The sequence below is a fragment of the Priestia sp. D51 genome, assembly GCF_053345675.1.
Window position 1 is genome coordinate 13,043 of record NZ_JBLTIR010000007.1, and the last position, 23,784, is coordinate 36,826.

Annotated in this window: 24 protein-coding genes and 2 riboswitches; of the genes, 18 read left to right on the forward strand and 6 right to left on the reverse strand. The window is 37.8% G+C overall.

The annotated features are described in order from the left end of the window. The first annotated feature begins 15 nt into the window (after nucleotides 1-15). Entirely contained in the window at nucleotides 16-1,014 is a 999-nt protein-coding gene (locus ACNHOZ_RS23055; protein ID WP_028414353.1) for a LacI family DNA-binding transcriptional regulator, read from the forward strand. A gap of 61 nt (nucleotides 1,015-1,075) precedes the next feature. Here the strand turns inward: ACNHOZ_RS23055 and ACNHOZ_RS23060 are convergent, their stop codons facing one another. Next, nucleotides 1,076-2,356, reverse strand: a complete 1,281-nt coding sequence (locus ACNHOZ_RS23060; RefSeq protein WP_048020656.1) for an MFS transporter — start codon at nucleotides 2,354-2,356, stop codon at nucleotides 1,076-1,078. Nucleotides 2,357-2,780: 424 nt separating this feature from the next. On the opposite strand from ACNHOZ_RS23060, the gene iolG reads away from it, so the two are divergent. The 7 genes from iolG to ACNHOZ_RS23095 all read left to right on the forward strand — a co-directional run bounded on the left by iolG (nucleotide 2,781) and on the right by ACNHOZ_RS23095 (nucleotide 11,458). Next, the gene (iolG, locus tag ACNHOZ_RS23065; RefSeq protein ID WP_028414351.1) at nucleotides 2,781-3,803 is read left to right on the forward strand and encodes an inositol 2-dehydrogenase; all 1,023 of its coding nucleotides are present in this window, start codon (nucleotides 2,781-2,783) and stop codon (nucleotides 3,801-3,803) included. A 79-nt stretch (nucleotides 3,804-3,882) separates the two neighbouring features. After that, the gene (gene iolC / locus ACNHOZ_RS23070) at nucleotides 3,883-4,890 is read left to right on the forward strand and encodes a 5-dehydro-2-deoxygluconokinase (RefSeq protein WP_033580687.1); all 1,008 of its coding nucleotides are present in this window, start codon (nucleotides 3,883-3,885) and stop codon (nucleotides 4,888-4,890) included. A 73-nt stretch (nucleotides 4,891-4,963) separates the two neighbouring features. Continuing rightward, the gene (locus ACNHOZ_RS23075; protein WP_028414349.1) at nucleotides 4,964-6,421 is read left to right on the forward strand and encodes a CoA-acylating methylmalonate-semialdehyde dehydrogenase; all 1,458 of its coding nucleotides are present in this window, start codon (nucleotides 4,964-4,966) and stop codon (nucleotides 6,419-6,421) included. A 112-nt stretch (nucleotides 6,422-6,533) separates the two neighbouring features. Then, entirely contained in the window at nucleotides 6,534-8,468 is a 1,935-nt protein-coding gene (iolD, locus tag ACNHOZ_RS23080; RefSeq protein ID WP_048020654.1) for a 3D-(3,5/4)-trihydroxycyclohexane-1,2-dione acylhydrolase (decyclizing), read from the forward strand. An 84-nt stretch (nucleotides 8,469-8,552) separates the two neighbouring features. Next, on the forward strand, nucleotides 8,553-9,449 hold the full coding sequence (gene iolE, locus ACNHOZ_RS23085) for a myo-inosose-2 dehydratase (RefSeq protein ID WP_028414347.1): 897 nt from the start codon (nucleotides 8,553-8,555) through the stop codon (nucleotides 9,447-9,449). A 60-nt stretch (nucleotides 9,450-9,509) separates the two neighbouring features. Next, nucleotides 9,510-10,535: a LacI family DNA-binding transcriptional regulator gene (locus ACNHOZ_RS23090; protein ID WP_048020653.1), complete on the forward strand. Its 1,026-nt coding sequence runs from the start codon at nucleotides 9,510-9,512 to the stop codon at nucleotides 10,533-10,535. Nucleotides 10,536-10,669: 134 nt separating this feature from the next. Continuing rightward, the gene (locus tag ACNHOZ_RS23095) at nucleotides 10,670-11,458 is read left to right on the forward strand and encodes a 5-deoxy-glucuronate isomerase (RefSeq protein WP_034268093.1); all 789 of its coding nucleotides are present in this window, start codon (nucleotides 10,670-10,672) and stop codon (nucleotides 11,456-11,458) included. Between the two features lie 243 nt (nucleotides 11,459-11,701). On the opposite strand, the gene ACNHOZ_RS23100 is transcribed toward ACNHOZ_RS23095, so the two are convergent. From ACNHOZ_RS23100 to ACNHOZ_RS23110, 3 genes are all read right to left on the reverse strand, one after another. Beyond that, a complete protein-coding gene (locus ACNHOZ_RS23100) occupies nucleotides 11,702-11,920 on the reverse strand; it encodes a hypothetical protein (protein ID WP_013055227.1) in 219 nt (72 codons plus the stop codon). Between the two features lie 349 nt (nucleotides 11,921-12,269). Beyond that, nucleotides 12,270-13,136, reverse strand: coding sequence for a YitT family protein (locus ACNHOZ_RS23105; RefSeq protein ID WP_028414344.1), 867 nt, complete (start codon nucleotides 13,134-13,136; stop codon nucleotides 12,270-12,272). Nucleotides 13,137-13,517: 381 nt separating this feature from the next. Continuing rightward, entirely contained in the window at nucleotides 13,518-13,928 is a 411-nt protein-coding gene (locus ACNHOZ_RS23110) for an Lrp/AsnC family transcriptional regulator (protein ID WP_028414343.1), read from the reverse strand. Between the two features lie 195 nt (nucleotides 13,929-14,123). Then, nucleotides 14,124-14,168: riboswitch (PreQ1 riboswitch) on the forward strand. A 9-nt stretch (nucleotides 14,169-14,177) separates the two neighbouring features. Between ACNHOZ_RS23110 and ACNHOZ_RS23115 the strand changes: the two genes are divergently transcribed. From ACNHOZ_RS23115 to ACNHOZ_RS23130, 4 genes are all read left to right on the forward strand, one after another. Next, nucleotides 14,178-14,666, forward strand: a complete 489-nt coding sequence (locus ACNHOZ_RS23115) for a QueT transporter family protein (RefSeq protein WP_028414342.1) — start codon at nucleotides 14,178-14,180, stop codon at nucleotides 14,664-14,666. A 435-nt stretch (nucleotides 14,667-15,101) separates the two neighbouring features. Next, a complete protein-coding gene (locus tag ACNHOZ_RS23120) occupies nucleotides 15,102-15,551 on the forward strand; it encodes a hypothetical protein (protein ID WP_028414341.1) in 450 nt (149 codons plus the stop codon). A 69-nt stretch (nucleotides 15,552-15,620) separates the two neighbouring features. After that, nucleotides 15,621-15,866, forward strand: coding sequence for a hypothetical protein (locus ACNHOZ_RS23125; RefSeq protein ID WP_028414340.1), 246 nt, complete (start codon nucleotides 15,621-15,623; stop codon nucleotides 15,864-15,866). A 27-nt stretch (nucleotides 15,867-15,893) separates the two neighbouring features. Further along, nucleotides 15,894-16,241, forward strand: coding sequence for a hypothetical protein (locus tag ACNHOZ_RS23130; RefSeq protein ID WP_028414339.1), 348 nt, complete (start codon nucleotides 15,894-15,896; stop codon nucleotides 16,239-16,241). A gap of 56 nt (nucleotides 16,242-16,297) precedes the next feature. Here the strand turns inward: ACNHOZ_RS23130 and ACNHOZ_RS23135 are convergent, their stop codons facing one another. After that, nucleotides 16,298-16,831 (reverse strand): MFS transporter, encoded by a 534-nt coding sequence (locus ACNHOZ_RS23135; RefSeq protein WP_255898955.1) that lies wholly within the window; start codon nucleotides 16,829-16,831, stop codon nucleotides 16,298-16,300. Between the two features lie 276 nt (nucleotides 16,832-17,107). Here ACNHOZ_RS23135 and rluF point away from each other — a divergent pair, with 276 nt between their 5' ends. After that, entirely contained in the window at nucleotides 17,108-17,824 is a 717-nt protein-coding gene (gene rluF / locus ACNHOZ_RS23140) for a 23S rRNA pseudouridine(2604) synthase RluF (protein WP_014461744.1), read from the forward strand. A gap of 37 nt (nucleotides 17,825-17,861) precedes the next feature. Here the strand turns inward: rluF and ACNHOZ_RS23145 are convergent, their stop codons facing one another. After that, nucleotides 17,862-18,815 carry a TRM11 family SAM-dependent methyltransferase gene (locus ACNHOZ_RS23145; protein ID WP_048020651.1) on the reverse strand — a complete coding sequence of 318 codons (954 nt, stop codon included), beginning with the start codon at nucleotides 18,813-18,815 and terminating at the stop codon, nucleotides 17,862-17,864. A gap of 260 nt (nucleotides 18,816-19,075) precedes the next feature. Here ACNHOZ_RS23145 and ACNHOZ_RS23150 point away from each other — a divergent pair, with 260 nt between their 5' ends. The 5 genes from ACNHOZ_RS23150 (at nucleotide 19,076) to ACNHOZ_RS23170 (ending at nucleotide 23,631) form a co-directional block, all read left to right on the forward strand. After that, nucleotides 19,076-19,234 carry a hypothetical protein gene (locus tag ACNHOZ_RS23150; protein ID WP_013081614.1) on the forward strand — a complete coding sequence of 53 codons (159 nt, stop codon included), beginning with the start codon at nucleotides 19,076-19,078 and terminating at the stop codon, nucleotides 19,232-19,234. Between the two features lie 167 nt (nucleotides 19,235-19,401). After that, the gene (locus ACNHOZ_RS23155) at nucleotides 19,402-19,791 is read left to right on the forward strand and encodes a tautomerase family protein (RefSeq protein ID WP_033580680.1); all 390 of its coding nucleotides are present in this window, start codon (nucleotides 19,402-19,404) and stop codon (nucleotides 19,789-19,791) included. 359 nt (nucleotides 19,792-20,150) lie between these two features. Continuing rightward, complete coding sequence (ftsZ, locus tag ACNHOZ_RS23160; protein WP_014461739.1) at nucleotides 20,151-21,155, forward strand: cell division protein FtsZ; 1,005 nt, start codon at nucleotides 20,151-20,153, stop codon at nucleotides 21,153-21,155. 2 nt (nucleotides 21,156-21,157) lie between these two features. Continuing rightward, nucleotides 21,158-21,348: riboswitch (cobalamin riboswitch) on the forward strand. A 144-nt stretch (nucleotides 21,349-21,492) separates the two neighbouring features. Then, on the forward strand, nucleotides 21,493-23,034 hold the full coding sequence (gene nikA / locus ACNHOZ_RS23165) for a nickel ABC transporter substrate-binding protein (protein ID WP_048020648.1): 1,542 nt from the start codon (nucleotides 21,493-21,495) through the stop codon (nucleotides 23,032-23,034). Between the two features lie 69 nt (nucleotides 23,035-23,103). Continuing rightward, nucleotides 23,104-23,631 (forward strand): GNAT family N-acetyltransferase, encoded by a 528-nt coding sequence (locus ACNHOZ_RS23170; protein ID WP_053074075.1) that lies wholly within the window; start codon nucleotides 23,104-23,106, stop codon nucleotides 23,629-23,631. Nucleotides 23,632-23,784: the final 153 nt, after the last annotated feature.

Here is a 23,784-nt window from a genome sequence, read left to right on the forward strand (position 1 = left end):
AAAGGAACAGTGAAAGTGAAACCAACCATTTACGATGTTGCGAAAAAAGCAGGGGTATCGATAGCCACTGTATCCAAAGTAATCAATCAGACAGGCCGTATTAGTGAAAAAACGATAAAAAAAGTAAATGAAGTAATGATGGAATTAGATTATCAGCCTAGCAGTGTTGCAGCTGCGTTAACTGGGAAAAAGACATACACAATTGGCGTGCTAGTTCCTGACATCTCTAATCCTTTTTTCGCAGAGGTAGCAAGAGCTTTTGAGAATAGTGCCAGAGCAGCGGGATACACGCTTTTTTTATGCAGTACGGATCATCAAACAGAACGTGAGCATGAATACATAGATCTTTTATTCAAAAAGCAAGTAGATGGAATTATTATCGCAACCGAACTAAATGATACGAAGCTCGTAAAGAAAATTGTGAAGCATGATGTACCACTTGTATTGTTTTCAGTTGATCATCCTTCTATCTCAACGCATGTAGTGACAATTGATAACGTTCGCGGAGGATATATCGCAGGTACGTATTTAATAGAAAAAGGTCATCAATCGGTAACGATTATCACTGAAAAAGATAGAAAAAGCAGTGAGGGGCGATTAGCAGGATTTAAACAAGCGCTCACAGAGGCAAATTTATCACTAGAAAATCAGTCCATTATCAGCTGTTATTCAACAGTAGAAGATAGCAGAAGAGCAAGTAAACAGCTGCTTTCTTTGCCTAATAGGCCGACAGCAGTCTTTGCATGTACGGACTTAATTGGAATATCCCTCATAAATGAGGCAAGAAAGCAGGGGCTTTCAATTCCAGGAGATCTGTCGGTAATTGGATTTGATAATACAATTTATGCGGATATTGCTGAGCCTGGTTTGACAACGATTGAACAACCTATTTCGCAGATGGCAACTAGTACGTTCGAACAGCTGTTAAAGTCTATGAAAAAAGAAGAGCATGCAAAGCAGCGAATAACAATTATTCCAGAACTAGTAGAACGTGCGTCGGTAAAAAAGCTATAAAACAGAGAAAAGAAAAAGCTGCATGTGCCCAGGCACATGCAGCTTTTTTACTTAATAATATTTATAGAGAGACCGGATTTTTGACTTCGTTTATTGTTTCGCCTTTGACTGTTGTTTCTGTTGGAATTGTAAGGAAACCCGTTAAAAAAGCTCCAAAGAAATATAGGCAAGCAAAGATCCAGATTACGCCGCCCGTGCCTAAAAGACCTATGAAAATAGTTACAATTAAAGGGCCTACAAAAGCAGAAAGTCCAGATCCTAAATTCAATACGGACATCGCAGCTCCTTTATTCTCCGGAGCTAAGGAAGGCACTAACGCTGTAAGAGGGACATATCCTGCCAGTGTTGCACCGTAACAGCATGCGACAATCATCATTACCCAATAATTATGTCCTACGAATTGAGGTACATAGTAAAGAGCGAGTGTTACAATTCCGCATCCTACTCCACCAAACCATTTGATTGTATTTACCCAGCCAAATTTATCTCCAACAATACCAAAAATAATATTAAAAGCCATATTCACAAAAAACAGAGTGCCCCAGATTTGAAGCCATTCGCTCATTGTGAAATCGTGTTTCATCATATAGGTTGGCAAGAAGACAACAAATCCAAATTGAGCAGCGGAGTTAATAATCTTTACAACTCCACCGATTCCTACTTTAGGGTTCTCAAATGCAATTGTAATCCCTTTCATTAATTCTTTTGTTTTGTTATCGCTTACTTTTTGAACGGTAAATCTGTCTTTATTCATGATAATTGAAAAGATTCCGCCGATCAAAACAAAAAGTAAACCACTCCACAAGGTAGCAATTTCGCCGATTTTAGGAACCATGTAACTGGAATAAAAAGCTCCGCTTACGCTTAAACCAAGCTGGAAGACAAACCAAAACCAGCCTACTGCTTTTGAAAGCATTTCCTGGGGCGTGCGGTAAGACACCCAGACCAAGAATGAGTAAGCAAATAAAGGGTAGCCAAATCCTCTAAGAGCATAACAAATTAATATAATTGTGTAATTCATAATATGAAGTCCTATACCTATAAATCCAATTGAACCAATAATAAAGGATATCAAGCCGAATGCCATTGCTTTTCTAGGACCCCACAGCTGAACCAGTACGCCGGAGAACCAGGAAGAAATAGAGACCGTAATACCGTAAACGGTAAAAAGTAAAGCAGCATGTTCAATGGTTAAACCTCTTTCTACAAGATAAGGAGATAACCATCCTTGTTCTAAGCCATCGCCAATCATAAAAACAATAATACCTATGTATCCCCACGTTAAATGAGAAGGGATCCCAATCCTGTCAAGAGCTGTTTTTCTGGAAATAAATTCATTCATTTTTCCACACCACCAGATCGATTATTTTGTTGAAAACATCAAACTAATTTGGTTAAGCGCTTAATCTATTTGATAAAAAGTATACGCTTACATTTTTTAAACGTCAATTAAAATTTTAAATATATCTAATTTTCAATTAAATGATTTCAACAGTGGAAATAGTAGTAGATAAGATTATAATAACTTGCCCTTATTATAAGAATACTTAAATATAGAGAATTCCCTTAATTTTAAGCATAAATAGATAAAAATAAGGTTTTTCATACTGTACAATCAGATGAATAAAAAACAAATATTCTAAATAATCTATAAAAAATGTTGCATTTCAAAAAACAGTATGTATAATTGGAAATAGGAAAGCGCTTAACCTAAAAATAGGTTTAAGCGAATGTTTTCTTAACTTTTAATTAAAGGGGAAAATAAGATGGGGATTCTTACAATTGGAATAATTGGTGCTGGACGAATAGGTAAATTACATGTTGATAATTTAAAATTAATGCCGCAAATAAAAATTAAAGCGGTTTCAGACGTAGTGGTAGATCATTTGCACGAGTGGGCTGCAAGTAAAGGAATTTCAACGTTAACAACAAATTATCAAGATTTATTAGCAGATTCAGAAATTGATGCCGTTTTCATTTGTTCGCCAACGAATACGCACGCATCGATTATTGAAGAAGCTGCTCGAGCGAAAAAGCATATTTTCTGTGAAAAGCCCGTTAGTTTTTCAGTAGAAGAAACAATCCAAGCGTTAGAAGTAGTAAAAGAACACGGCGTACAGCTTCAAGTTGGCTTTAACCGACGATTTGATCCCAACTTTAAAAAAGTGCATGATCTTGTACAGCAGGGAGAAGTAGGGCAGCCGCACATTTTAAAAATCACCTCCAGAGATCCTCAGCCTCCGAGTCCAGAATACGTCCGCGCTTCAGGAGGATTGTTCATGGATATGATGATTCATGATTTTGATATGGCTCGTTATGTAATGGACAGTGAAGTAATTGAAGTATCGGCTTACGGGACGACGCTCATCGATCCTGCTATTGAAGAAGCAGGGGATATAGATACGGCAATTGTGTCATTAAAATTTGCAAACGGAGCTTTAGGCGTGATTGATAACAGTCGTCAAGCTGTCTACGGTTACGACCAGCGCCTTGAAGTTTTTGGTGAAAAAGGTTCCGCTACTGCTGATAATTGCCGTCCAACTACAGTAGAAATATCAACAGGCGAAAGTGTAGTGAAAGAGAAGCCGCTATATTTCTTCCTTGAACGCTATACACAAGCATATATAGATGAAGTAACACAGTTTGCAAGAGCAATTATGGAAAATCAAAGCGTAATTTGTACAGGTAACGATGGATTACAGGCAGAACGAATTGCTAAAGCAGCAAAAAAATCTTTACTATCAGGGCAGCCAGTGAAGATTGAACATAAAAAATACGCAGTGAATTAATGATAGAAATGTGGGCTGAAAGAGAATATCTTGCTCTTTTCGCCTTTTTAGGAAAGCGCTTAACTAAGGAGGAGTAAAGATGAATCCGCTTGTTTTTAAAGAAAATCGTGAGTTAGATTTTATCGCTATCGGTCGCTTATGTATTGATTTAAATGCAAATGAAACACAGCGTCCAATGGAAGAGACTAAAACATTCACTAAATATGTAGGAGGCTCTCCAGCTAATATTGCGATTGGAGCAGCAAGGCTAGGTTTAAAAACCGGTTTTATCGGAAAAGTATCAGATGATCAAATGGGCCGCTTCATTACTGGGTATCTTCAAAAAAATAAGATTAATACAGATAGTATTGCTGTCGATAAAACAGGGGCTGTAACGGGGCTTGCTTTTACGGAAATCAAGAGCCCTACAGATTGCAGCATCTTAATGTATCGAGATAACGTAGCGGATTTAAAACTAGATCCTACAGAAGTATCAGAAGAATATATTAAGAAGTCAAAGGCTCTTTTAATATCTGGAACCGCTCTTGCACAAAGTCCTTCTCGTGAAGCTGTATTTCTAGCATTAGAATACGCACGCAAGCATGAAGTTGTAGTGTTTTTTGATATTGACTATCGTCCATATACATGGGAATCGGAAGCTGAAACGGCAGTCTATTTTAATTTAGCTGCTGAAAAATCAGATGTGATTATTGGTACGCGAGAAGAGTTTGACATGATGGAAAAACTTTTAAATTATGAAGAATCTAATGATCAAGTAACAGCAGAGCGCTGGTTTTCTCACCATGCTCAAATCGTCGTGATTAAGCATGGTGGAGAAGGATCTATTGCCTATACAAGAGATGGTAAGTCTCACCGTGGAGGAATATTTAAAACAAAAGTTCTGAAAACGTTTGGTGCTGGTGATTCCTATGCTTCAGCCTTTATTTATGGATTGATGCAAGGACTGGAAATTCCACAGGCAATGCGATTGGGGGGTGCCTCCGCTTCGATTGTCATTTCAAGACACAGTTGTTCAGATGCTATGCCGACAAGCGTTGAGCTCTTCAACTTTATGGAGACAGCAACTGAAGTTTTGCAGGAAGCCTAATAAACAAAGGGAAAATCTTGAGAGATTAAAGGAATAGAAGCTTATTAAAATCAGATAAAGGGAGAGATATTCTATGACGCAAACAGCAGTAAAAACAGTAAAAAACTATATTGGTGGACAATGGATTGAATCAGCTGCATCAAAAACGGAACCTGTGTATAACCCAGCAACAGGTGAATTAATCGCACAGGTACCTCTTTCTACAAAAGAAGACGTAGATCAAGCGGTGCAAGCAGCAAATGAAGCGTTCAAAGGGTGGGCAAAAACAGCTGTGCCTAAACGTGCACGAATTTTATTCAAGTATCAGCAGCTATTAGTAGATAACTGGGATGAATTAGCAAAGTTAGTGACAGTTGAAAACGGAAAAAGCTTTAACGAAGCGCGAGGTGAAGTGCAGCGTGGAATTGAATGCGTAGAATTCGCGGCAGGAGCTCCTACGTTAATGATGGGGAAACAGCTTCCTGATATTGCAACAGATATTGAGTCTGGCATGTACCGCTATCCAATTGGCGTCATTGGAGGAATTACACCGTTCAATTTTCCAATGATGGTTCCTTGCTGGATGTTCCCGCTTGCGATCGCTTGCGGCAATACATTTGTGTTAAAGCCTTCTGAGCGTACGCCGCTGTTAGCTGCAAGATTAGCTGAGCTGTTTGAAGAAGCTGGTTTGCCAAAAGGTGTATTAAATATTGTAAACGGCGCGCATGATGTGGTAAACGGTCTTCTTGAACATAAATTAGTGAAAGCTATTTCGTTTGTAGGTTCCCAGCCTGTAGCTGAGTACGTGTACAAAAAAGGTACGGAAAACTTAAAGCGTGTTCAAGCTTTAGCCGGTGCTAAAAACCATTCAATTGTATTAAATGATGCAGATTTGAACGTAGCAACAAAACAAATTATTGGAGCCGCTTTTGGTTCAGCAGGTGAACGCTGTATGGCAGCATCTGTTGTTACTGTACAAGAAGAAATTGCGGATCAGCTAATTGAAAGATTAGTAGAGGAAGCAAATGATATTGTAATTGGCGACGGCTTAGAAGAAAACGTCTTCTTAGGACCAGTCATTCGTGAAAATCATAAAGAGCGTACGCTCAGCTATATTGAATCAGGCGTGCAAGAAGGAGCGGAGCTTATTCGTGACGGTCGCACAGATGCAGCAGTAAATGGCAAGGGCTACTTTGTCGGACCAACGATTTTTGATCATGTTACGCAAGAAATGAAAATTTGGCAAGATGAAATTTTTGCACCTGTGCTGTCTATTGTACGTGTGAAAACATTAGAAGAAGCTATTGAAGTAGCTAATAACTCTCGATTTGCAAACGGTGCTTGTATTTATACAGATAGCGGCGCAAGCGTACGTGAGTTCCGTGAAAATATTGAATCTGGTATGTTAGGAGTAAATGTAGGGGTACCGGCACCTATGGCATTCTTCCCATTCTCTGGCTGGAAAGATTCTTTTTACGGTGATCTTCATGCAAATGGTACGGACGGCGTGGAGTTTTATACAAGAAAGAAAATGGTAACAACGCGCTGGTAAGTGATTCATTAAAAATCGCATTCCATTTTAAAAGGAGGTATCAGGAATTAAAGATATTCCTTATGCTTCCTTTTTTAAAATCGCAATCTAGTATTAGAAGGGAGAAAGAAGCATGGAAACAGTTAGAATGACGACGGCACAAGCATTAGTGAAGTTTTTAAATCAGCAGTATGTTGAATTTGATGGAAAGCAGCATCAGTTTATTAAAGGGATTTTTACAATTTTCGGGCACGGAAATGTAGTAGGTCTTGGGCAAGCTTTGGAAGAAGAACCAGGAAATCTAGATGTATATCAAGGACGTAATGAACAAGGAATGGCCAATGCAGCGATGGCTTTTGCAAAACAAAAACATCGAAAGCAGATTATGGCTTGCACATCTTCAGTAGGACCAGGTTCGGCAAATATGGTTACAACGGCAGCAACAGCTTCAGCTAATAACATTCCAGTTTTGTTGCTTCCCGGCGATGTATTTGCAACTAGACAGCCTGATCCTGTTTTGCAGCAAATTGAACAGTCATATGATTTATCTATTTCTACAAACGATGCTTTCCGTCCAGTGAGTAAGTACTGGGATCGCGTAAGCCGCCCTGAACAATTGATGACAGCTATGATTAATGCGATACGTGTGTTAACGAATCCTGCAGATACGGGAGCTGTAACTATTTGTTTGCCTCAAGATGTGCAGGGAGAAGCATGGGACTTTCCAGCTTATTTCTTCCAAAAGCGCGTTCACCGCATTGAGCGTCGCCTTCCGACTAGGGACAGTCTAGCAGATGCAATTCAAGCAATAAAAACAAAGAAAAAGCCAATCATCATTTGCGGAGGAGGCGTTCGGTATTCAGAAGCTGCAAAAGAGTTAAAACAATTTGCTAGTGAGTTCCATATTCCATTTGGAGAAACTCAAGCTGGGAAAAGTGCCGTTGAAAGCGACTATCGCTATAATCTTGGCGGAATAGGTGTAACAGGAAACTCAGCTGCTAATACAATCGCTAAAGATGCGGATTTAGTAATTGGAGTAGGCACTCGATTTACTGATTTTACAACAGCATCTAAACAGCTTTTTCAACATCCCGACGTGCAATTTCTTACTATTAACACGTCTGAATTTCATGCAAATAAACTGGATGCCGTGAAGCTTGTAGCTGATGCAAAAGAAGGGTTGTTTGCTCTTAGGAAAGAGCTCATGTCAATTGGCTATCAGTCTGGTTATACGACAGAAATTGCAAGTGCAAAAGACGCATGGGAAGCAGAATTAGAGCGTCTACATAGCATACGTTTTACAGGGGCAGATTTTATTCCAGAAATAAAAGGTCATTTAGATGAAAGCTTAGCTGAATATGCAGAATCACTTGGTACTCAATTAACGCAAACAGAAGTAATTGGAGAGGTGAATAAGCTCCTTGATGACAACTCCGTCATTGTTGGTGCAGCTGGAAGTCTTCCAGGTGACTTACAGAGAATGTGGAAGTCTAATAAAGCCAATACCTATCATATGGAATATGGATATTCATGTATGGGATATGAAGTATCAGGTGCACTTGGAGTTAAGCTGGCTGAACCAGCTAAAGAAGTGTATGCGATGGTTGGAGATGGAAGCTATCAAATGCTGCATTCAGAGCTCATTACAAGCCTTCAAGAAAGAAAAAAGATAAATATTTTACTGTTTGATAACTCCGGATTTGGATGTATTAATAATCTTCAAATGTCAAATGGAATGGGGAGTTTTGGAACAGAGTTTCGCTATCGAAACGATGAAACAGGAAAATTAAACGGAAACGTGATGAAAATTGATTTTGCAGCCAGCGCCGCAGGCTACGGTGTAAAAACATATCGTGTAAGCTCTCTTGAAGAACTAAAAACGGCAATGGAAGATTCACAAAAACAAGAGACTTCTACATTAATTGATATTAAAGTGCTACCCAAAACTATGACAAACGGTTATGAATCGTGGTGGCATGTAGGAGTAGCAGAGGTATCTGAAAATCACCATGTACAAGAAGCCTATAAGGATAAAGTGAAAAATCTTGAAATGGCCAGAGGTTATTAACAAGCAAGAGAAATGGCCGATGTTGAGGGGAAACATTCGGTGAATATAATAGCGTTTTCAATTTGATATAGGGGAGAGGAAGACATGTTCAAGGAAAACACGGTCAAACTGGGGATTGCTCCAATCGCTTGGACAAATGATGACATGCCTGAACTAGGAGCTGAAAATACCTTTGAACAGTGTATCAGTGAGATGGCTTTAACCGGTTTTAAAGGAAGTGAGGTAGGAAACAAATATCCGCGAAATGTTTCGATCTTAAGGAAGGCATTATCACTTCGGAATTTAGAAATTGCAAGCGCATGGTTTAGTACATTTTTAACGACAAAGCCGCTGGAAGAAACGGTGACGCCATTTATTGAACATCGCGATTTTTTATACGAAATGGGAGCAAAAGTAATTGTTGTATCTGAACAAGGACACAGCATTCAAGGGATGATGGATGTACCTTTATTCAAAGAAAAGCCCGTGTTCACGCCAACAGAGTGGAGCAGCCTTATAGAAGGCCTGCACTATCTTGGGAAACTAGCAAGAGAGAAAGATATGCATATTGTCTATCATCATCACATGGGAACAGGCGTCCAAACAACAGAAGAAATTGAGCAGCTAATGGAGCTTACCAATCCAGAGCTTGTTTCGCTCCTATTTGATACCGGTCATCTTGTTTTTTCAGGCGAAGAACCTCTTTATATCTTAAAAAAATATCTTCATCGTATTAAACATGTTCATTTAAAAGATATTCGCCAAGAAGTAGTTGATCGAGTCAAACAACAAGACCTGAGCTTCTTGCAAGCGGTAAAAGAAGGAGCCTTTACTGTTCCAGGCGACGGAGTTATTGAATTTGATGAAGTATTTACTACGCTTGCCGCTTCTGATTATAACGGCTGGTTTGTCGTAGAAGCAGAACAGGATCCAGCGCTTGCTAATCCTTTTGAATATGCGTTAAAAGCAAGAAACTTTATTAAAGAAAAAAGCGGTCTTTAATTTCTATTGTAAAAGGTTTTACGCCTTTTATATGTTTATGAAAGGAAAGGAGGAGATGAAATGAAGCCAACCATCTATAGTGTGGCTGAAGAAGCAGGTGTATCAATTTCCACCGTATCAAAAGTTATCAATCAAACCGGTCACATTAGTGAAAGAACCAGACAAAAAGTAATTGAGGTTATGGGGCAGTTGAATTACCATCCAAGCGTCGTAGCATCTGCTTTAACAGGAAAGCCTACTAAAACGATTGGGCTTCTCGTACCCGACATCTCCAACCCTTTTTTTGCCGATTTGGCAAGAAGCATAGAAGACCGAAGTCATGAGCGAGGTTTCCATGTTGTAATGTGTAATACCGATAACGATGCGGAAAAAGAGAAAAAATATCTATCGCTGTTAATTCGTCAGAGAATCGACGGTTTAATTGTAGCATCTGCTTTTCGCAATGCTAATCTTTTAAAAAATATGCTGAAGCAAGATATACCCATTAGCGTTATTGCTTCAGAAATCCCTCACATATCTGTTAATACAGTGACAGTGGATGACTATAAGGGAAGCTATTTGGCGACTGATTATTTGCTATCTTTGCATCATAAAAAAATTGCGATTATTACAGAAAATGCAAAAAGTAATCACGCCCGTTTAGATGCTTTTCGAGATGCCATGCAAGAAAATGGAATCACTGTGTTACCTCAGCACGTTATTACGACCGAAGCAAGTATTCAAAAAGGATATGAAAGTGCTAAGCAAATTTTTTTAATGAAGGAGAAAGTGACGGCTATTTTTGCTTGTAACGATTTACTGGCTATTGGCGTCATACAAGCGGCAAAAGAATTCAACATTGATGTGCCGAATGACTTATCAGTGATTGGCTTTGATAATACCGTCCTTTCTACTACCATCACGCCCATGTTGACGACGGTAGCACAACCGACAAAAGAAATGGCTATAAACGTAGTGGATTTGCTGGTTAGAGAAATGGAATACTCAACGATGCATAAAGAACATTTACTTCTTGAGCCGAAATTGATTGTCCGGAAATCGACGGCTCCGTTACGAAGAAACGCCACAGCATCTGCAAATAATTGAATACAATCAAGAGTATTGCTGTTAATAAAAACTCTTCACAGTCACATATTCAAAAGAATGTATAAAGTCTATGAAGAAAAAATGAGTGATTAGTAAATTCTGATTGTGCTACTACATAAAGGAGGAAGTTAAACATGCTAGGTAAATTAGGTGAATTAAATAAAGGATACAACGTACTTACAGAAATGGCCGGTCAGCACAAAGATATGCTGATGGATATTGGGATTTATAATATGTCTCAAGGAAAAGAGGAAACTTTACTAGACAGCAGCAATGAAACGGCTATTCTTTTACTAGAAGGAAAGGTAAAGCTAGAGTGGGAAGGACATTCGAAAGAAATTCAGCGTGAGTCTCTTTTTGAAGAAGAGCCTTGGTGTTTGCACGTTTCGAAAAATGTGGAGGTTAAAATTACCGCGCTTGCCAATAGTGAAGTACTAGTTCAAAAAACGGATAATGAAAAAGAATTTTCATCAAAATTATATACGCCTGAAGACTGTCAAAATACAGTAGCTGGTGAAGGAGTATGGGAAGGTACCGCTCAGCGTGTCATTCGGACAATCTTTGATTATAATAACGCTCCTTATTCTAACCTTGTTATTGGAGAAGTTATTTCTTATCCAGGAAGATGGTCGAGCTATCCGCCTCATCATCATGATCAGCCTGAAGTATATTACTATCGTTTTGACAAGCCGCAAGGATTTGGCTGTGCAATGGTTGGAGAAGATGCATACCGTGTAGTTGATAATAGTTTTATTACAATTCCAGGTGAATTAGATCATCCTCAAGCAACGGCTCCCGGCTATGCGATGTACTTCTGCTGGATGATTCGCCATCTTGACAATAATCCATGGACAGACCGTATTATGGAAGAAGAGCATAAGTGGTTATTAGAGCCGGATGCAAAAATTTGGCCTGAAAAATAAATAAAACTCTTTATACGAAATGGGTTTCAAATGTTGAAAAGCCTCGAATAAAAAAATAATTATGCGTAAAATAATAGTTTATTTTTGTAAAATATGTTTTTATATGTTAAAGTATAGCTTGTATTAATATTCAGGCGATGATATCGCTCTTTTTGGCAGATTCCTTTTTTAGGAGTCTCTTTTTTTTCTAAACAGAAGCAAGAGATCGTATGTCAATCAAAAAAAGGAGATAAGCGTAGCCGCTTATCTCCTTTTCTTTTTAGCATTATCTAACGCTAAGTTCTTTTTCACTACTTTTTCTAAAGCAACTTCCACGTGAACATTTTTTTCATCGATGTCATTCACAAGCACGACGGTTCCTTTTCGTCCCTTAATCTTTAAATCATCACCCGTAGAAGGAATGTTTTCCCTCAGCTGGCTTAATAGAAGCTTTCTGTTTTCAAAAAAGTGGACAGCCACCATTTTATCTCACCTAATTTCATATGATATGTGTGATACAAAGATGTGTATATGAAATCCTTCCTATACATTATGCCGCCAGGGGTGGTTTTAGAACACGTTGAATAGACAATTGTTGCATCGATATATGAAATAAATAGGGTGGCATAGTTATAAATCTTCTATTCTTGGACATACTTATACTACTAATCTAAAAAGGGATGTGGATGAAAATGAAGGTGGCTATCGGATTAAGTGTATTTACGGTCGTTACAGGAGCAATTGCGTTAGGGTCAGTTTACTTTTTAGCAGGGATCTTTTCGTTTTTCTTAACGGTTTTTTCATAAAAAAATCCACCAAGAGGTGGATTTTTTTATTTAGCAGCGGCTTTTGTTTCATGAGGCGAATTGCCGATAAATCCAAATTTTCCGCCGACAACTTCTTTTACTTCGTGGATGACAATAAAAGAATTCGGGTCAATTTGCTGGATTTTCTTTTTAATTTTTAATAACTCGTTCTTTTTAATAACAACGTAGATAATGCGTTTATCTTTGTTGGCGTAGTAGCCATATCCATAAAAGATGGTAGCTGCATTTCCAAATTCACTGGTGATCACTTGCGCAATGTCTTTGTACTGATCAGACATAATCGTCATTGCTTTTTTGTTGTGGAAACCTTCGATAACAACATCGACGATTTTAGCACAAAGATAGACGAATATAAAAGTATAGAGGGTATTGTTGACGCCAATAGCAAAAACAGATGCTAAAATAATGACGCTGTCCATGTAGAACATGCTTTTCGAGATATTGTAGCCTTTTGTGTAGTTTAATAAATAAGCTAAAAGAGTTGTGCCGCCGGTAGATCCATCCGCGATAAAAATGAGTGCCAGTCCTGTTCCCATTAGTAAAGCCCCGAATACAATTCCTAAAATCATGTCGTGAACGTGAAAAGGAATATAGCTGACCAGACCTAAGAAAACGGACGTCATGACAGCTCCTAGAATCGTATAGAGAATGGTTTTTTTAGTTAGAAATTTATAAGCTAAGGCAATGAATACAAGGTTCACAAGAAATGTGCTGATACTTGTAGGGATATGAAATAAATAATATAAAACAAGAGCAATACCAACCGTACTTCCGTCACCTAATTTATTTGGAATGACGAAAAAATCAATGGATGCAGCAACTAAAAGCGCTCCGGCAATAATTAAAATGATGTCTTTATAGATTGTTTTCAATATGCAAACCTCCCTGATCATTAGGATATTTTCACGTGGAATCTTGTTTTTACTAGTGTTTCACAAATGATAAAATAAAAAACGTCTTAGAAATTGTCTAGTTATAAAACTGATCAACTTCTAAGACGAAGAATTACGATACTTGTATAGGTCTTGATCCGGCTTTTCTATGCTTCGATGTCACCGATTATATAAACCTCTGACCGCTATGTCAACGCTATGAGAGATGTTCAACTTTTCAAAAAATAGAAGGCGGTTTCCTGTATAAAAAAGAATCCTTTGCGACGGCGCAAAGGATTTTCAAATTTATTGGAATAGGGGGAATACGTTATTAGAATTGCCATTTTCATAAATTAATATACCTTTATTTTTTTAAAAAATTTATTTGTTAATGACGATTGAAAGTTTGTAATTCACATGCTGATTTAGCTCTGTCAAAAAATCATTTAATTCTTCATTCGAATGAAATTTACATTCTAGTAAGTAGCAGCCATCGCCGCTGATTTTAAAGTTGTTGATGACGTACTTCTTCTGACTTTCTACAAATGTAAGGTAGGGGTGGTGATGAATGCTCTGCGTATAGATATTTAAAAATGCATGGACGGTGTAGCCAAGTTTTCGTTCATCAATGTTAATTGTATAGCCTTTGATAATGCCTTCATCTTCTAACTTTAATACTCTAGCAGAAGCGGCTTGTCCGGTTAAATGCACTTTTTCTCCTAATTCTTTCATCTTCATACGTCCATTTTTTGATAGCTCTTCTAGTATGCGCTTATCTGTATTATCTAACATCGCTACAAATCCTTTCGTATTTCAAATCAAAAGGGTTAACTACTTTATGTCACCTATGTATACGGATACGTCTTCTATTTTATAATAAAGAAAAGTAAGAAAAAAGAGCAGTCAATATGGAAGACATGAAAGCAGCAGTAGTTTGCAAACAGCTAGATTGACGAAAGCTTAAGCTTGCTGTATGATTCTTTGAGTGTTTACGTGGTTCGTAACCATCCCACGTTAAAAAACTAAGGAGAGAATAGTAAGATGAATATAAGAACACTTTGCGTCAACGGTCTTTTAGCAGCTATGTATATTGCTGTTAGCATGTTAATTCAGCCGTTTGGCTTCACCAATATCCAATTTCGTATATCAGAAATGTTCAATCATTTGATTGTATTTAATAAAAAGTACGTGTACGGCATTGTACTAGGGGTATTTCTGACGAATTTGTTTTTTTCACCAATGGTCGCTTATGATCTGGTGTTTGGGGTAGGACAATCTGTACTATCATTACTCATTACCATTTTTTCTATGCGCTATATTAAAAATATGTGGGCCCGTATGCTTATTAATACACTTGTGTTTACGTTTACGATGTTTATTATTGCGTTTGAACTGCACCTAGCATTTGATTTACCATTTTTCTTTACATGGTTAACAACAGCTGTTGGTGAGTTTGTGGTTATGCTTGTTGGAGCACCAATTATGGCGGCAATTAATAAACGTGTACAATTTAATAAGCTAGTTGGATAAAAAGATGTGGCTGTGATAAATCTCACAGCCGCATCTTTTTTTCTTTGTTATTCTATAAGTGTAGTGATAAACCCCTTATTATTGAAGAGCTTTTCACGCATGGAAAAATTACCCATATCTAGCATGTAAAAAGAGCAGGTCGCTATTGCGTTCTGCTCTTTTTGCGTAACGCAATAGCGAGTATTCAATTAGATTATTTTGAAAGAAGAAGTGACAAATCTCACAGCGCGTTCTTTTTTCTTTTGTTACGATATACATATAGTTGGCAAACTCCTTATCGAAAAGTTTTTCGCACAACAACACATTACCTATGCGTAGCAATTAAAAAAGCAGACCGACAAGGTTTGCTTTTTTAATTGTGTATTTTTACCATTAAATAACTTTTTTGAGTTATAATTGTAAAATAATCTTTGTTACGAGAGAGGGGATTATTTTTTGAATAGAAAGTTAGGAATTCTTGTTTTATTAGTGTTAGCTATCTTATTTGCCGGGTGTTCAAAAGAAGAAGACAACGTTCCTTTAAGAGAACTAGAAAAGATCCATATTAACGTCATCAAAGAACAAAAGATGAAGCAAGGGATTTCGTATGAATTGGAATTCGTAAACAAGAGCGATTTGACCATCAAACAAAACGACGTATTTTTATCGTATCCACTAAAAATAAAAAACGGTTATTCTGAAAATAAATTTAAGGTGTTAGCAGAAGGCAATAAGTTAAATATTAAGCCAAAACAAAAGGTAAAGTTGACTGCATTTCTTCCTTATAAAGGAATTAATAAAGAAGCGTTAGCTATTGATGAGCCTGACGTAAAGTGCATAGGATATTGGAATAAGATCGATGACTACCATCAATTTTCTTTTGGAGGATCTTTGAAGCGAGAATAACACATGGATCTGTTAAATAATGGAACTTATGAAGCGTGAAATCGTATATAAATCAAGGGGGAGATTTTATTGAAGAGATATGGACTATTTATCATTAGTTTCATCGTTTTCTTGGGTAGCTTTCAACTGCTATCAGGAATGATTCTTACGCTCTTATATGTTCCAGAAAGTTCGACTATGTGGAGCTCAATCGAAGGATTATCAAGTAAAGTAACGTTTGGCAGTTATTCTGGTAGCTTTGCTTTTATGATTCCCGCTGTAGCAGCTACAGCCGCTTTTTTTATCTCTAAAAAATGGGTTAGGAAAAGTGTATAAGAAACTAATAGCGGTGGTGAATAAACAGTGAATGTAGACACGGATAGATTAGTTAGCTTCTTTATTTTATGGGGAACACCCGCTGCTTTTAGTATAATAGAGTACTTTAAACTGAGTAAGACTGAAAAACAAGAAGCTATACGAGACTTAACATCATTAAAATCGATTATAACAACAGGCTTTATATTGATTGGAGGAGTGATGGCGAGTTTAGGTAGAGTATTATCGCTGCTGCCTCTGCACATTATAGGTACTTTTATTTTAGTCATTGGTGGTATCGCGGGCGCTATTGAAGCATGGAAAACAGAAAAAAAGAGAGGTATTATTATTCTTGCTTTCATAGTATCTATGATTGCTTTTACATTTGTAATATAAATTCGGCATGTAACAAGAGCTGCTCATGACTTGAGCAGCTCTTGTTAGTTTCTTATTTATTGCGTCTCCAGCTGCTGGTCTTTTTTCTTTAACGTAAGAGCGAGCAGGAACGAAACGATAGCGAAAGCGATGGCTACATAATAGACGGTATGGACCCCGCTTGTCATACTTTTTATTTGTAACAGCGTTTTATTCGTTTCATTTGATTGTTGAATAAAGTGCTGAGAAGCCATTGTCATAATACTTGTATACAAAGCGGGTCCAATTGCGCCTGAAACTTGGTTAATCGTATTTGAAATGGCTGAACCGTGAGCGTGAAGCGGCTTAGGTACTTGATTTAAAGCAAGCGTCATTACGGGTCCTATGCTTAAACCTACGCCAATTGTAAAGGCAGCGTATAAAATAGCTGCAGTCATCGTAGTTGTTTCTCTTGAAATGTTAGTGAACAAACTTAAAATAAACGTTAAAAGAATTAAACTTGTTAAAAGCAGCGGTTTAAATCCAATTTTATCAAACAAACTTCCTCCGACCATAGCTGTTAGAGCCAGCGTTACTCCTCCTGGAAGCATAAGAAAACCTGATGGTAGCAACTCTATACTGATCAGTCAATCTAGACGTTTAGGTCTTGCATAGAAGTGGAGATTGACGTTAGTTTGACAGGTGTAAGCATTGCTTGAAATGTTAAGAATAAGATTACAAAGTATTTTGGATCTATACTTCTATTGCTGTTAAAAAAATATAGTCAAGTAATGAAATTAAAAGAAGACGAGAAGCGTATAGCATGTTACGATAGGGACGGTATAGAAATTGACACATATCGGTTTCTAATAGAAGAGACAAATTTTAAAATTTTTAAATGTAAGGTTGTGATTCACCTGAGACTGAATAAATTTATTAGCGAATCTGGCAAAGCGTCAAGACGCGGGGCAGATAAGTTAATTAGTGAAGGAAGAGTAACCGTTAATGGAAAGGTTGCAAAAATCGGAGATCAAGTTAAGCCTGGCGATGATATTCGAGTAAGTGGCCAACAGCTTCGGATTGCTCGAAATAATGTATATATTGCACTTAATAAACCGGTCGGCATTACAAGTACGAGTGAGAAAAAAGTAAAGGGAAACATCATTGACTTAGTCAATCACCCTTTGCGTATTCATCATGTCGGACGACTAGATAAGGATTCAGACGGCTTAATTTTACTTACAAATGACGGCGATATTATTAACGAAATTTTACGTGCAGAAAACAAGCATGAAAAAGAATATATTGTTGCAGTAGATAAGCCGATTACACCCGAGTTTATCAAAAACATGTCTGAGGGAGTAAAAATTTTAGGTACAAAAACGCTTCCTTGTAAAGTGACACAGCTGTCTAAGTACGAGTTTCAAATTATTTTAACACAGGGCTTAAATCGTCAAATTCGCCGTATGTGTGAAGTGCTCGGATATGAAGTATACCGACTTCAGCGTACGCGTATTATGAATATTCACTTAAACAACTTGCCTGTTGGGCAATGGAGAGATTTAACGAAAAAAGAGCGTACGCAGCTATTCAAAGAATTAGACTATGAACCTAAAGAGTGGTAAATCAAAAGACACCAGCCTGTTAGACTGGTGTCTTTTTTTATTCGCATACAACTACTTGTCTAGAAAATACGCTTTTGCGCGCTACGCAGCGATCTGAAATAGAAAAGCCAGCTTCATGAATCATATGGTCAATCGTGTCTACTGTAATCACGACTACTTTATCCGCAAAGCGGCGAGCGTGTTTTAAAATAGAAAGCTGATCTTCAGGCGTCGCGTGGGTGTAGAGATTGTAAGGCATGTCGATGATCGCTACGTCATAGTGAGTGGTAACATCCGAAATCGGTCCGGTTTTGACATCACCCTTTAAGCCGAAATGCGCAATATTTTCACGAGATCCGTCGGTCACAAGTGGGTTGATATCGCGTCCTACAATATCAATGCCCATTGAAAGAGCTTCTACGAGGACTGTACCAATACCACAGCATGGATCAATCGCTTTGATTCCTTCAGGCTTTGGAACGGCAATGTTAGCTACAGCTCTTGCAAGGCGGGTACTGAGTGCCGTAGAGTATTCACGCGGTTTCTTCAAATGATGCAGCCATACAGCTTCGCTTTTTTGATATTTTCCAAAATACCAGCGTCCTTCAAATGGAACAATTCCAAACAAATGGTCAGGGTTATGCAAGTCTGCTTCTGCTACAAAATGCCAACCCACATCACGTTCAATCGCACGCTGACCTTTATAGCTTATTTTTTGATCTTTTTCTAAGTCATTAATTTTCATAAAAATGAGTTTAAATGTTTGATTTCCAAGGTCAATATCTTCTACTTGTTTGCAAATATCTGCAAGGTCATCTGATTCATACATAATATCTAATCGCTCTTTGATAAAAGGGCTTCTGCTTGGATCAAGTTTAACGGCGCTTCTTATGATAGGTTTCTCAGTTTCAATTTCAAAAAGAGAGCGTCTCTCTAATTGACATAGTGAGAGTTCCTCTTCGCTGCATGCGTATGTGTAGATATACTGAGGCAGCTGCGTATGGTTATTCAATATCGTATCATCCTTTATCGTATCTAATTATCCTTCTTCTCAAACAATAGCGAGAAAAGAAGAGAAAAGCAACGAATTTAAATATATTTGGCTGTGAATACTAAATTGAAGCGCTACATAGTCCACTTATTTGACAAAACATGCTAAAATAACTGATGATAACCTGCATGTGCTGCTGTTTATACAAAAGAACTGGATCAAGGTTTCTCAAAAATCATTTATACACTGCTGACATTTTGATGAATAGGAGAGGCTACGTGATGTCTAAAAGTGATCATGAAAAGCAACAGATGAGTCGGGCTGATATGAAAAAACAAGCTAAAACATCCTCGCAAAACCTTGTGATGAACGTACTCATTGCCATTGTATCTGTATGTATTTTAGCTCTTATTATAAATATTTTTGTACTAATGAAATGAGCCGTTATGCTGCTCATTTCTTTTTGTTAGGTTCAGCTTTTATTGAAGAGTTTGAGGTCTCTTTCACTAGAGAGCACATTGTGAATAGCATATCTTTTTTTTACAAATGATAGTTGTGATATGATAAAGCAATAATACATTAGACAAAAAGCTGGAGGTTACTTAGTATGCCATTACTTAGATTTGATGTAATAGAAGGAAGAGACGAAAAAGAGTTAAAAGCATTACTAGACGCTACTCATCGAGCGATGCTAGAAGCCTTTGGCGTCCCAGAACGCGATCGTTATCAAATTGTACATCAGCATCCTGCTCATGAAATGATTATTGAAGATACAGGTCTTGGCTTTGAGAGAAGCAAGGATTTGGTTATTATAAGTGTGACGAGCAAACAGCGAACAGAAGAGCAAAAACAAGCTCTTTACAAATTAATTGTAAAAGAGCTGGGAGAAAGCTGCGGAATTCAGCCAAGCGACATTATGATTTCAATTGTTGAAAACGGTAATGCTGACTGGAGCTTTGGTATGGGAGAAGCTCAATTCTTAACTGGGAAATTATAAAATGGTTTATTATCTAGAGAAGCCCTTATTTCTAAGGGCTTTTTCTCATTTTGTCTATAAAAATATTATTCTCTTAGTCACATCTTACTCAAAATTAAATACAGACATCTGTCAAATGAATGATACAATAAGCTTATATGCCGTTTTGAGTGGGAAAACCAAAAAAGAGTTCGGCGTACTAACTTCAGAACAACAATAATTTTACATAAAGATGTAAAGATTTAAAGGTTAAAAGAGAAATGTATAAAATCTGTAAAACAAAAGAACAGTTACGCGTTAAACATAGGAGTAAAAGGTTCTTCACGTGTTTTTTCGGATAATAAGAGAAAGTAATTTTGATCATTGAGGAGGAACTTAGAATGTTTGGATTTGATGCAGATGTATCGCCATTAGTGCGAATTAAAGTAATTGGAGTCGGCGGTGGAGGAAATAACACCGTTAACCGTATGATTGAACATGGTGTACAAGGGGTAGAATTTATCGCCGTTAATACGGATGCTCAGGCGCTTAATTTATCTAAAGCAGATGTGAAAATGCAGATTGGTGCGGCATTAACGCGAGGATTAGGTGCAGGAGCTAATCCAGAAGTAGGAAGAGAAGCTGCAGAAGAAAGCAGAGAGCAAATTCAAGAAGTACTGCAAGGCGCAGATATGGTATTCGTAACAGCTGGCATGGGGGGAGGCACTGGTACTGGAGCAGCTCCGGTTATTGCCCAAATTGCCCGTGAACTAAATGCTTTAACAATTGGAGTAGTTACTCGCCCTTTCAAGTTTGAAGGAAATAAACGTACCAAGCAAGCAGTAGGCGGTATTACTGCGATGAATGAATCGGTAGATACCCTTATTGTCATTCCAAACGACCGCTTGCTTGAAATCGTTGATAAAAAGACACCTATGCTTGAAGCATTCCGTGAAGCAGATAATGTTCTTCGCCAAGGTATTCAAGGTATTTCAGATTTAATCGCTGTTCCGGGGCTGATTAACCTTGACTTTGCTGATGTAAAAACAATTATGTCTAATCAAGGATTTGCGCTTATGGGTATCGGACGAGCTTCGGGATCAGATCGAGCAATTGAAGCAGCGAAAAAAGCGATTTCTAGTCCGCTGCTAGATGCATCGATTGATGGAGCAAGAGGCGTGCTGCTGAACATTACGAGCGGCAGCAGCCTGAGTCTTTACGAAGTACAGGAAGCAGCAGATATTGTCACGTCCGCTTCTGATCAGGACTTAAATATGATTTTTGGATCTGTGATTAATGAAGATTTAAAGGACGAAATGATGGTAACCGTTATTGCCACTGGATTTGATGATGAAGATATTTCACCATCAGCTTCCACTTCTAGAGTTTCAAGAGCACGCTACTAAATTAAATAACCAGCTTTTATGGTGGCAATTGTTTTTCAATTGCCTTAAAAGGGAATCCGGTGAAAATCCGGAGCGGTCCCGCCACTGTAACAAGGAGCCTTATGTCAAAAAGCCACTGTCTATTTAGAGACGGGAAGGCGGTATAAGGCAATGACTTGAAGCCAGGAGACCTGCCATAAATCGCAGCACACAATAACCTACGAGGATAGGGAGGTGTTTTGGCAGAATCAAAAATACGATAAACAAGGGATACGTTTATCTGAATTTGTTGTGAAGGCAAGCACTTCTTTTTAGAAGTGCTTTTTTTTGTGTATTAAAATAGAAGGTGGAAAAATGAATGATAAATAATAAAAAACTTGTATCTATGATATTTCTCGTGTTACTTTGCCTCACTGCTTGCGCTCCTAATGAAGAGAGCGTAAGTATAAAAGAAAGAAAGAAAACGGATAAAAGTGTGACGTTTTTATTTAATTTTACATCTGCAACGCTTGATCCTCATACGGACGATAATTATACAGCAGTTCGTGGGGGAGTAGGGGAGACGCTTGTTAAAATCAACGACGATTTAAAAATAAAGCCTTGGCTTGCTGAAAAGTGGGAAACGAAAGATAACGGCCTTACATGGACATTTATGATAAGAAAGAACATCATGTTTCAAAACGGAAAAGCGCTGGATGCAAATGCCGTTAAGTCTTCTCTTCAAAGAACGATAGACCAAAGTTATGCGATGAAAAACGCTTTAAATATTAAAGAAATGAAAGCGAACAGTCATGCGCTGACAATTACATTAAAAGAACCAATGCCTAAATTTCCTTCTGAATTAGTGCATCCAAATACAGCTATTATAGATGTTGATGCTTCTAATATAGCTAAGAAGCCCATTGGTACGGGTCCATTTCGCGTCTTGTCTTTTGATCAAGGAAATCAAGTAAAATTAGAAAGATATGAAAATTATTGGGGTGGAAAAGTGAAATTGAAAAGTGCGATCTTTGGATTTAACGAAGATGCTAATGCGCGAGTTGCTGCTCTTCAATCTGGAACAGCCGATATTATTTATCGCCCGCCTTTAGAAAGCTTGGGCACTTTACAAACAGATCCGTCTTTTAAAGTAAGTGGAGTACCTAGTGTGCGCACCCATTTATTGCTTTACAATCAAACCAATGACGCATTAAAAGACGAAAATGTAAGAAAAGCTATCGATACCTTATTGAACCGAAAAGAAATTGTTAGCAGCATCATGAACAATCAAGCGGCAGCGGCTCGAGGTCCATTTTTACCCCAATTTCCTTTTGCTGATAGTACTGCTAATGAGCAAAGAGGTATGACATCTGCTAAAAAATATTTAGAGAAAGCAGGCTATCAAATCAAAAATGACAAAGCAATCAAAAATGGAAAGCCACTATCGCTCTCTCTTGTCACATACAGTTCTTTGCCAGAACTGCCTTTAATTGCTCAGCTTCTACAGTCTAATGCCAAAGAGTTAGGAATTACTATTAAGATTCACCTAGTTGAAGATAGCGATGAATATGTAATGGCAAAAGATGATTGGGATTTAGCATTGTACAGCCTTATCACAGCACCTAGAGGAGATGCCAGCTATTATTTAAGTACGAACTATTTGCCCGGCGGTGGTTTAAATGCCAGCCGGATTAATGATGATACGCTAACAAAAATGATAGAACAGTTAAATTCAACAGTAGATGACGCAAAACGAGATCAGTTAGCCAAACAAGCAACCGCTTTGATTAATAGAAAAATGCTGACGTCATCGATTGTACATCCAAACATTGTTGTTGCTTATAATCAAAAAGTGAAAAACTGGACAACAAATCCAAGCGAGTATTATATGCTGACTCAGCATTTAGACGTAACGCCGTAGTTAACATTGCAGCATAAGCAGAGAAAAGAAAAAGTATACAATGATCGCTAAAAGGATGTGACAGTAAACGTGCAAGAAGTACAAATGTATCAAATTAAAGAAGTAAAAGAAAAGGATGCTGAAGTGTTTCAGTTTGTCATGAATATGCGGAATGAGCTATTTCCTATGCTGGAAAAAAATCAGCTTCCTGTGGATTTGCTTCATTTTAATGAACATTACGTTCAAGCGAAAGACGCTGCTTTTTTTGCAGCTGTTACGGAAAATCAACAAGTAATTGGAACCATTGGTTTATACGCTTACGATGGACGGTTTCATGCATTAAAAGAGCGATATGAACATAGAACTGCAGCTGAGGTTGTAAAATGCTATGTCGATCCAGCGTACCGGCGTCTAGGCATTGGACAGCAGCTGTTAAAAGCAGTTGAACAATTTGCCCAAAGTCATTTTTATGACACGCTGTATCTGCATACTCATCCTTTTTTACCTGGCGCTATTCCTTTTTGGGCTTCACAAGGCTTTATCAAAAGGCTAGCTGAACAGGATGAACCATGGAATACGCTGCACATGGACAGAAAAATACAACGAGTCGTAACGTAACGAGATCATACAGTAATTACCATGGAATCTGTATATGGGCTCATGCTATAATGAACGTAACTTACATTTATAGCCTGTAGGGCAAGTCCTTACAGAAAAGAACCACGTTTCGAATTGGCTGAAACGTGGTTCTTTTCTGTAAAAAACAAGTAA

Bases quoted from the DNA above. Each gene is read 5' to 3' on its own strand.
- iolC (WP_033580687.1), top strand. From the start codon at position 3,883: ATGAATCCGCTTGTTTTTAAAGAAAATCGTGAGTTAGATTTTATCGCT.
- nikA (WP_048020648.1), top strand. From the start codon at position 21,493: ATGATAAATAATAAAAAACTTGTATCTATGATATTTCTCGTGTTACTT.
- ACNHOZ_RS23155 (WP_033580680.1), top strand. From the start codon at position 19,402: ATGCCATTACTTAGATTTGATGTAATAGAAGGAAGAGACGAAAAAGAG.
- ACNHOZ_RS23110 (WP_028414343.1), bottom strand. From the start codon at position 13,928: ATGTTAGATAATACAGATAAGCGCATACTAGAAGAGCTATCAAAAAAT.
- ACNHOZ_RS23090 (WP_048020653.1), top strand. From the start codon at position 9,510: ATGAAGCCAACCATCTATAGTGTGGCTGAAGAAGCAGGTGTATCAATT.
- iolG (WP_028414351.1), top strand. From the start codon at position 2,781: ATGGGGATTCTTACAATTGGAATAATTGGTGCTGGACGAATAGGTAAA.
- ftsZ (WP_014461739.1), top strand. From the start codon at position 20,151: ATGTTTGGATTTGATGCAGATGTATCGCCATTAGTGCGAATTAAAGTA.
- ACNHOZ_RS23150 (WP_013081614.1), top strand. From the start codon at position 19,076: ATGTCTAAAAGTGATCATGAAAAGCAACAGATGAGTCGGGCTGATATG.
- ACNHOZ_RS23100 (WP_013055227.1), bottom strand. From the start codon at position 11,920: ATGGTGGCTGTCCACTTTTTTGAAAACAGAAAGCTTCTATTAAGCCAG.
- ACNHOZ_RS23060 (WP_048020656.1), bottom strand. From the start codon at position 2,356: ATGAATGAATTTATTTCCAGAAAAACAGCTCTTGACAGGATTGGGATC.
- ACNHOZ_RS23075 (WP_028414349.1), top strand. From the start codon at position 4,964: ATGACGCAAACAGCAGTAAAAACAGTAAAAAACTATATTGGTGGACAA.
- iolD (WP_048020654.1), top strand. From the start codon at position 6,534: ATGGAAACAGTTAGAATGACGACGGCACAAGCATTAGTGAAGTTTTTA.
- ACNHOZ_RS23115 (WP_028414342.1), top strand. From the start codon at position 14,178: ATGAATATAAGAACACTTTGCGTCAACGGTCTTTTAGCAGCTATGTAT.
- ACNHOZ_RS23095 (WP_034268093.1), top strand. From the start codon at position 10,670: ATGCTAGGTAAATTAGGTGAATTAAATAAAGGATACAACGTACTTACA.
- iolE (WP_028414347.1), top strand. From the start codon at position 8,553: ATGTTCAAGGAAAACACGGTCAAACTGGGGATTGCTCCAATCGCTTGG.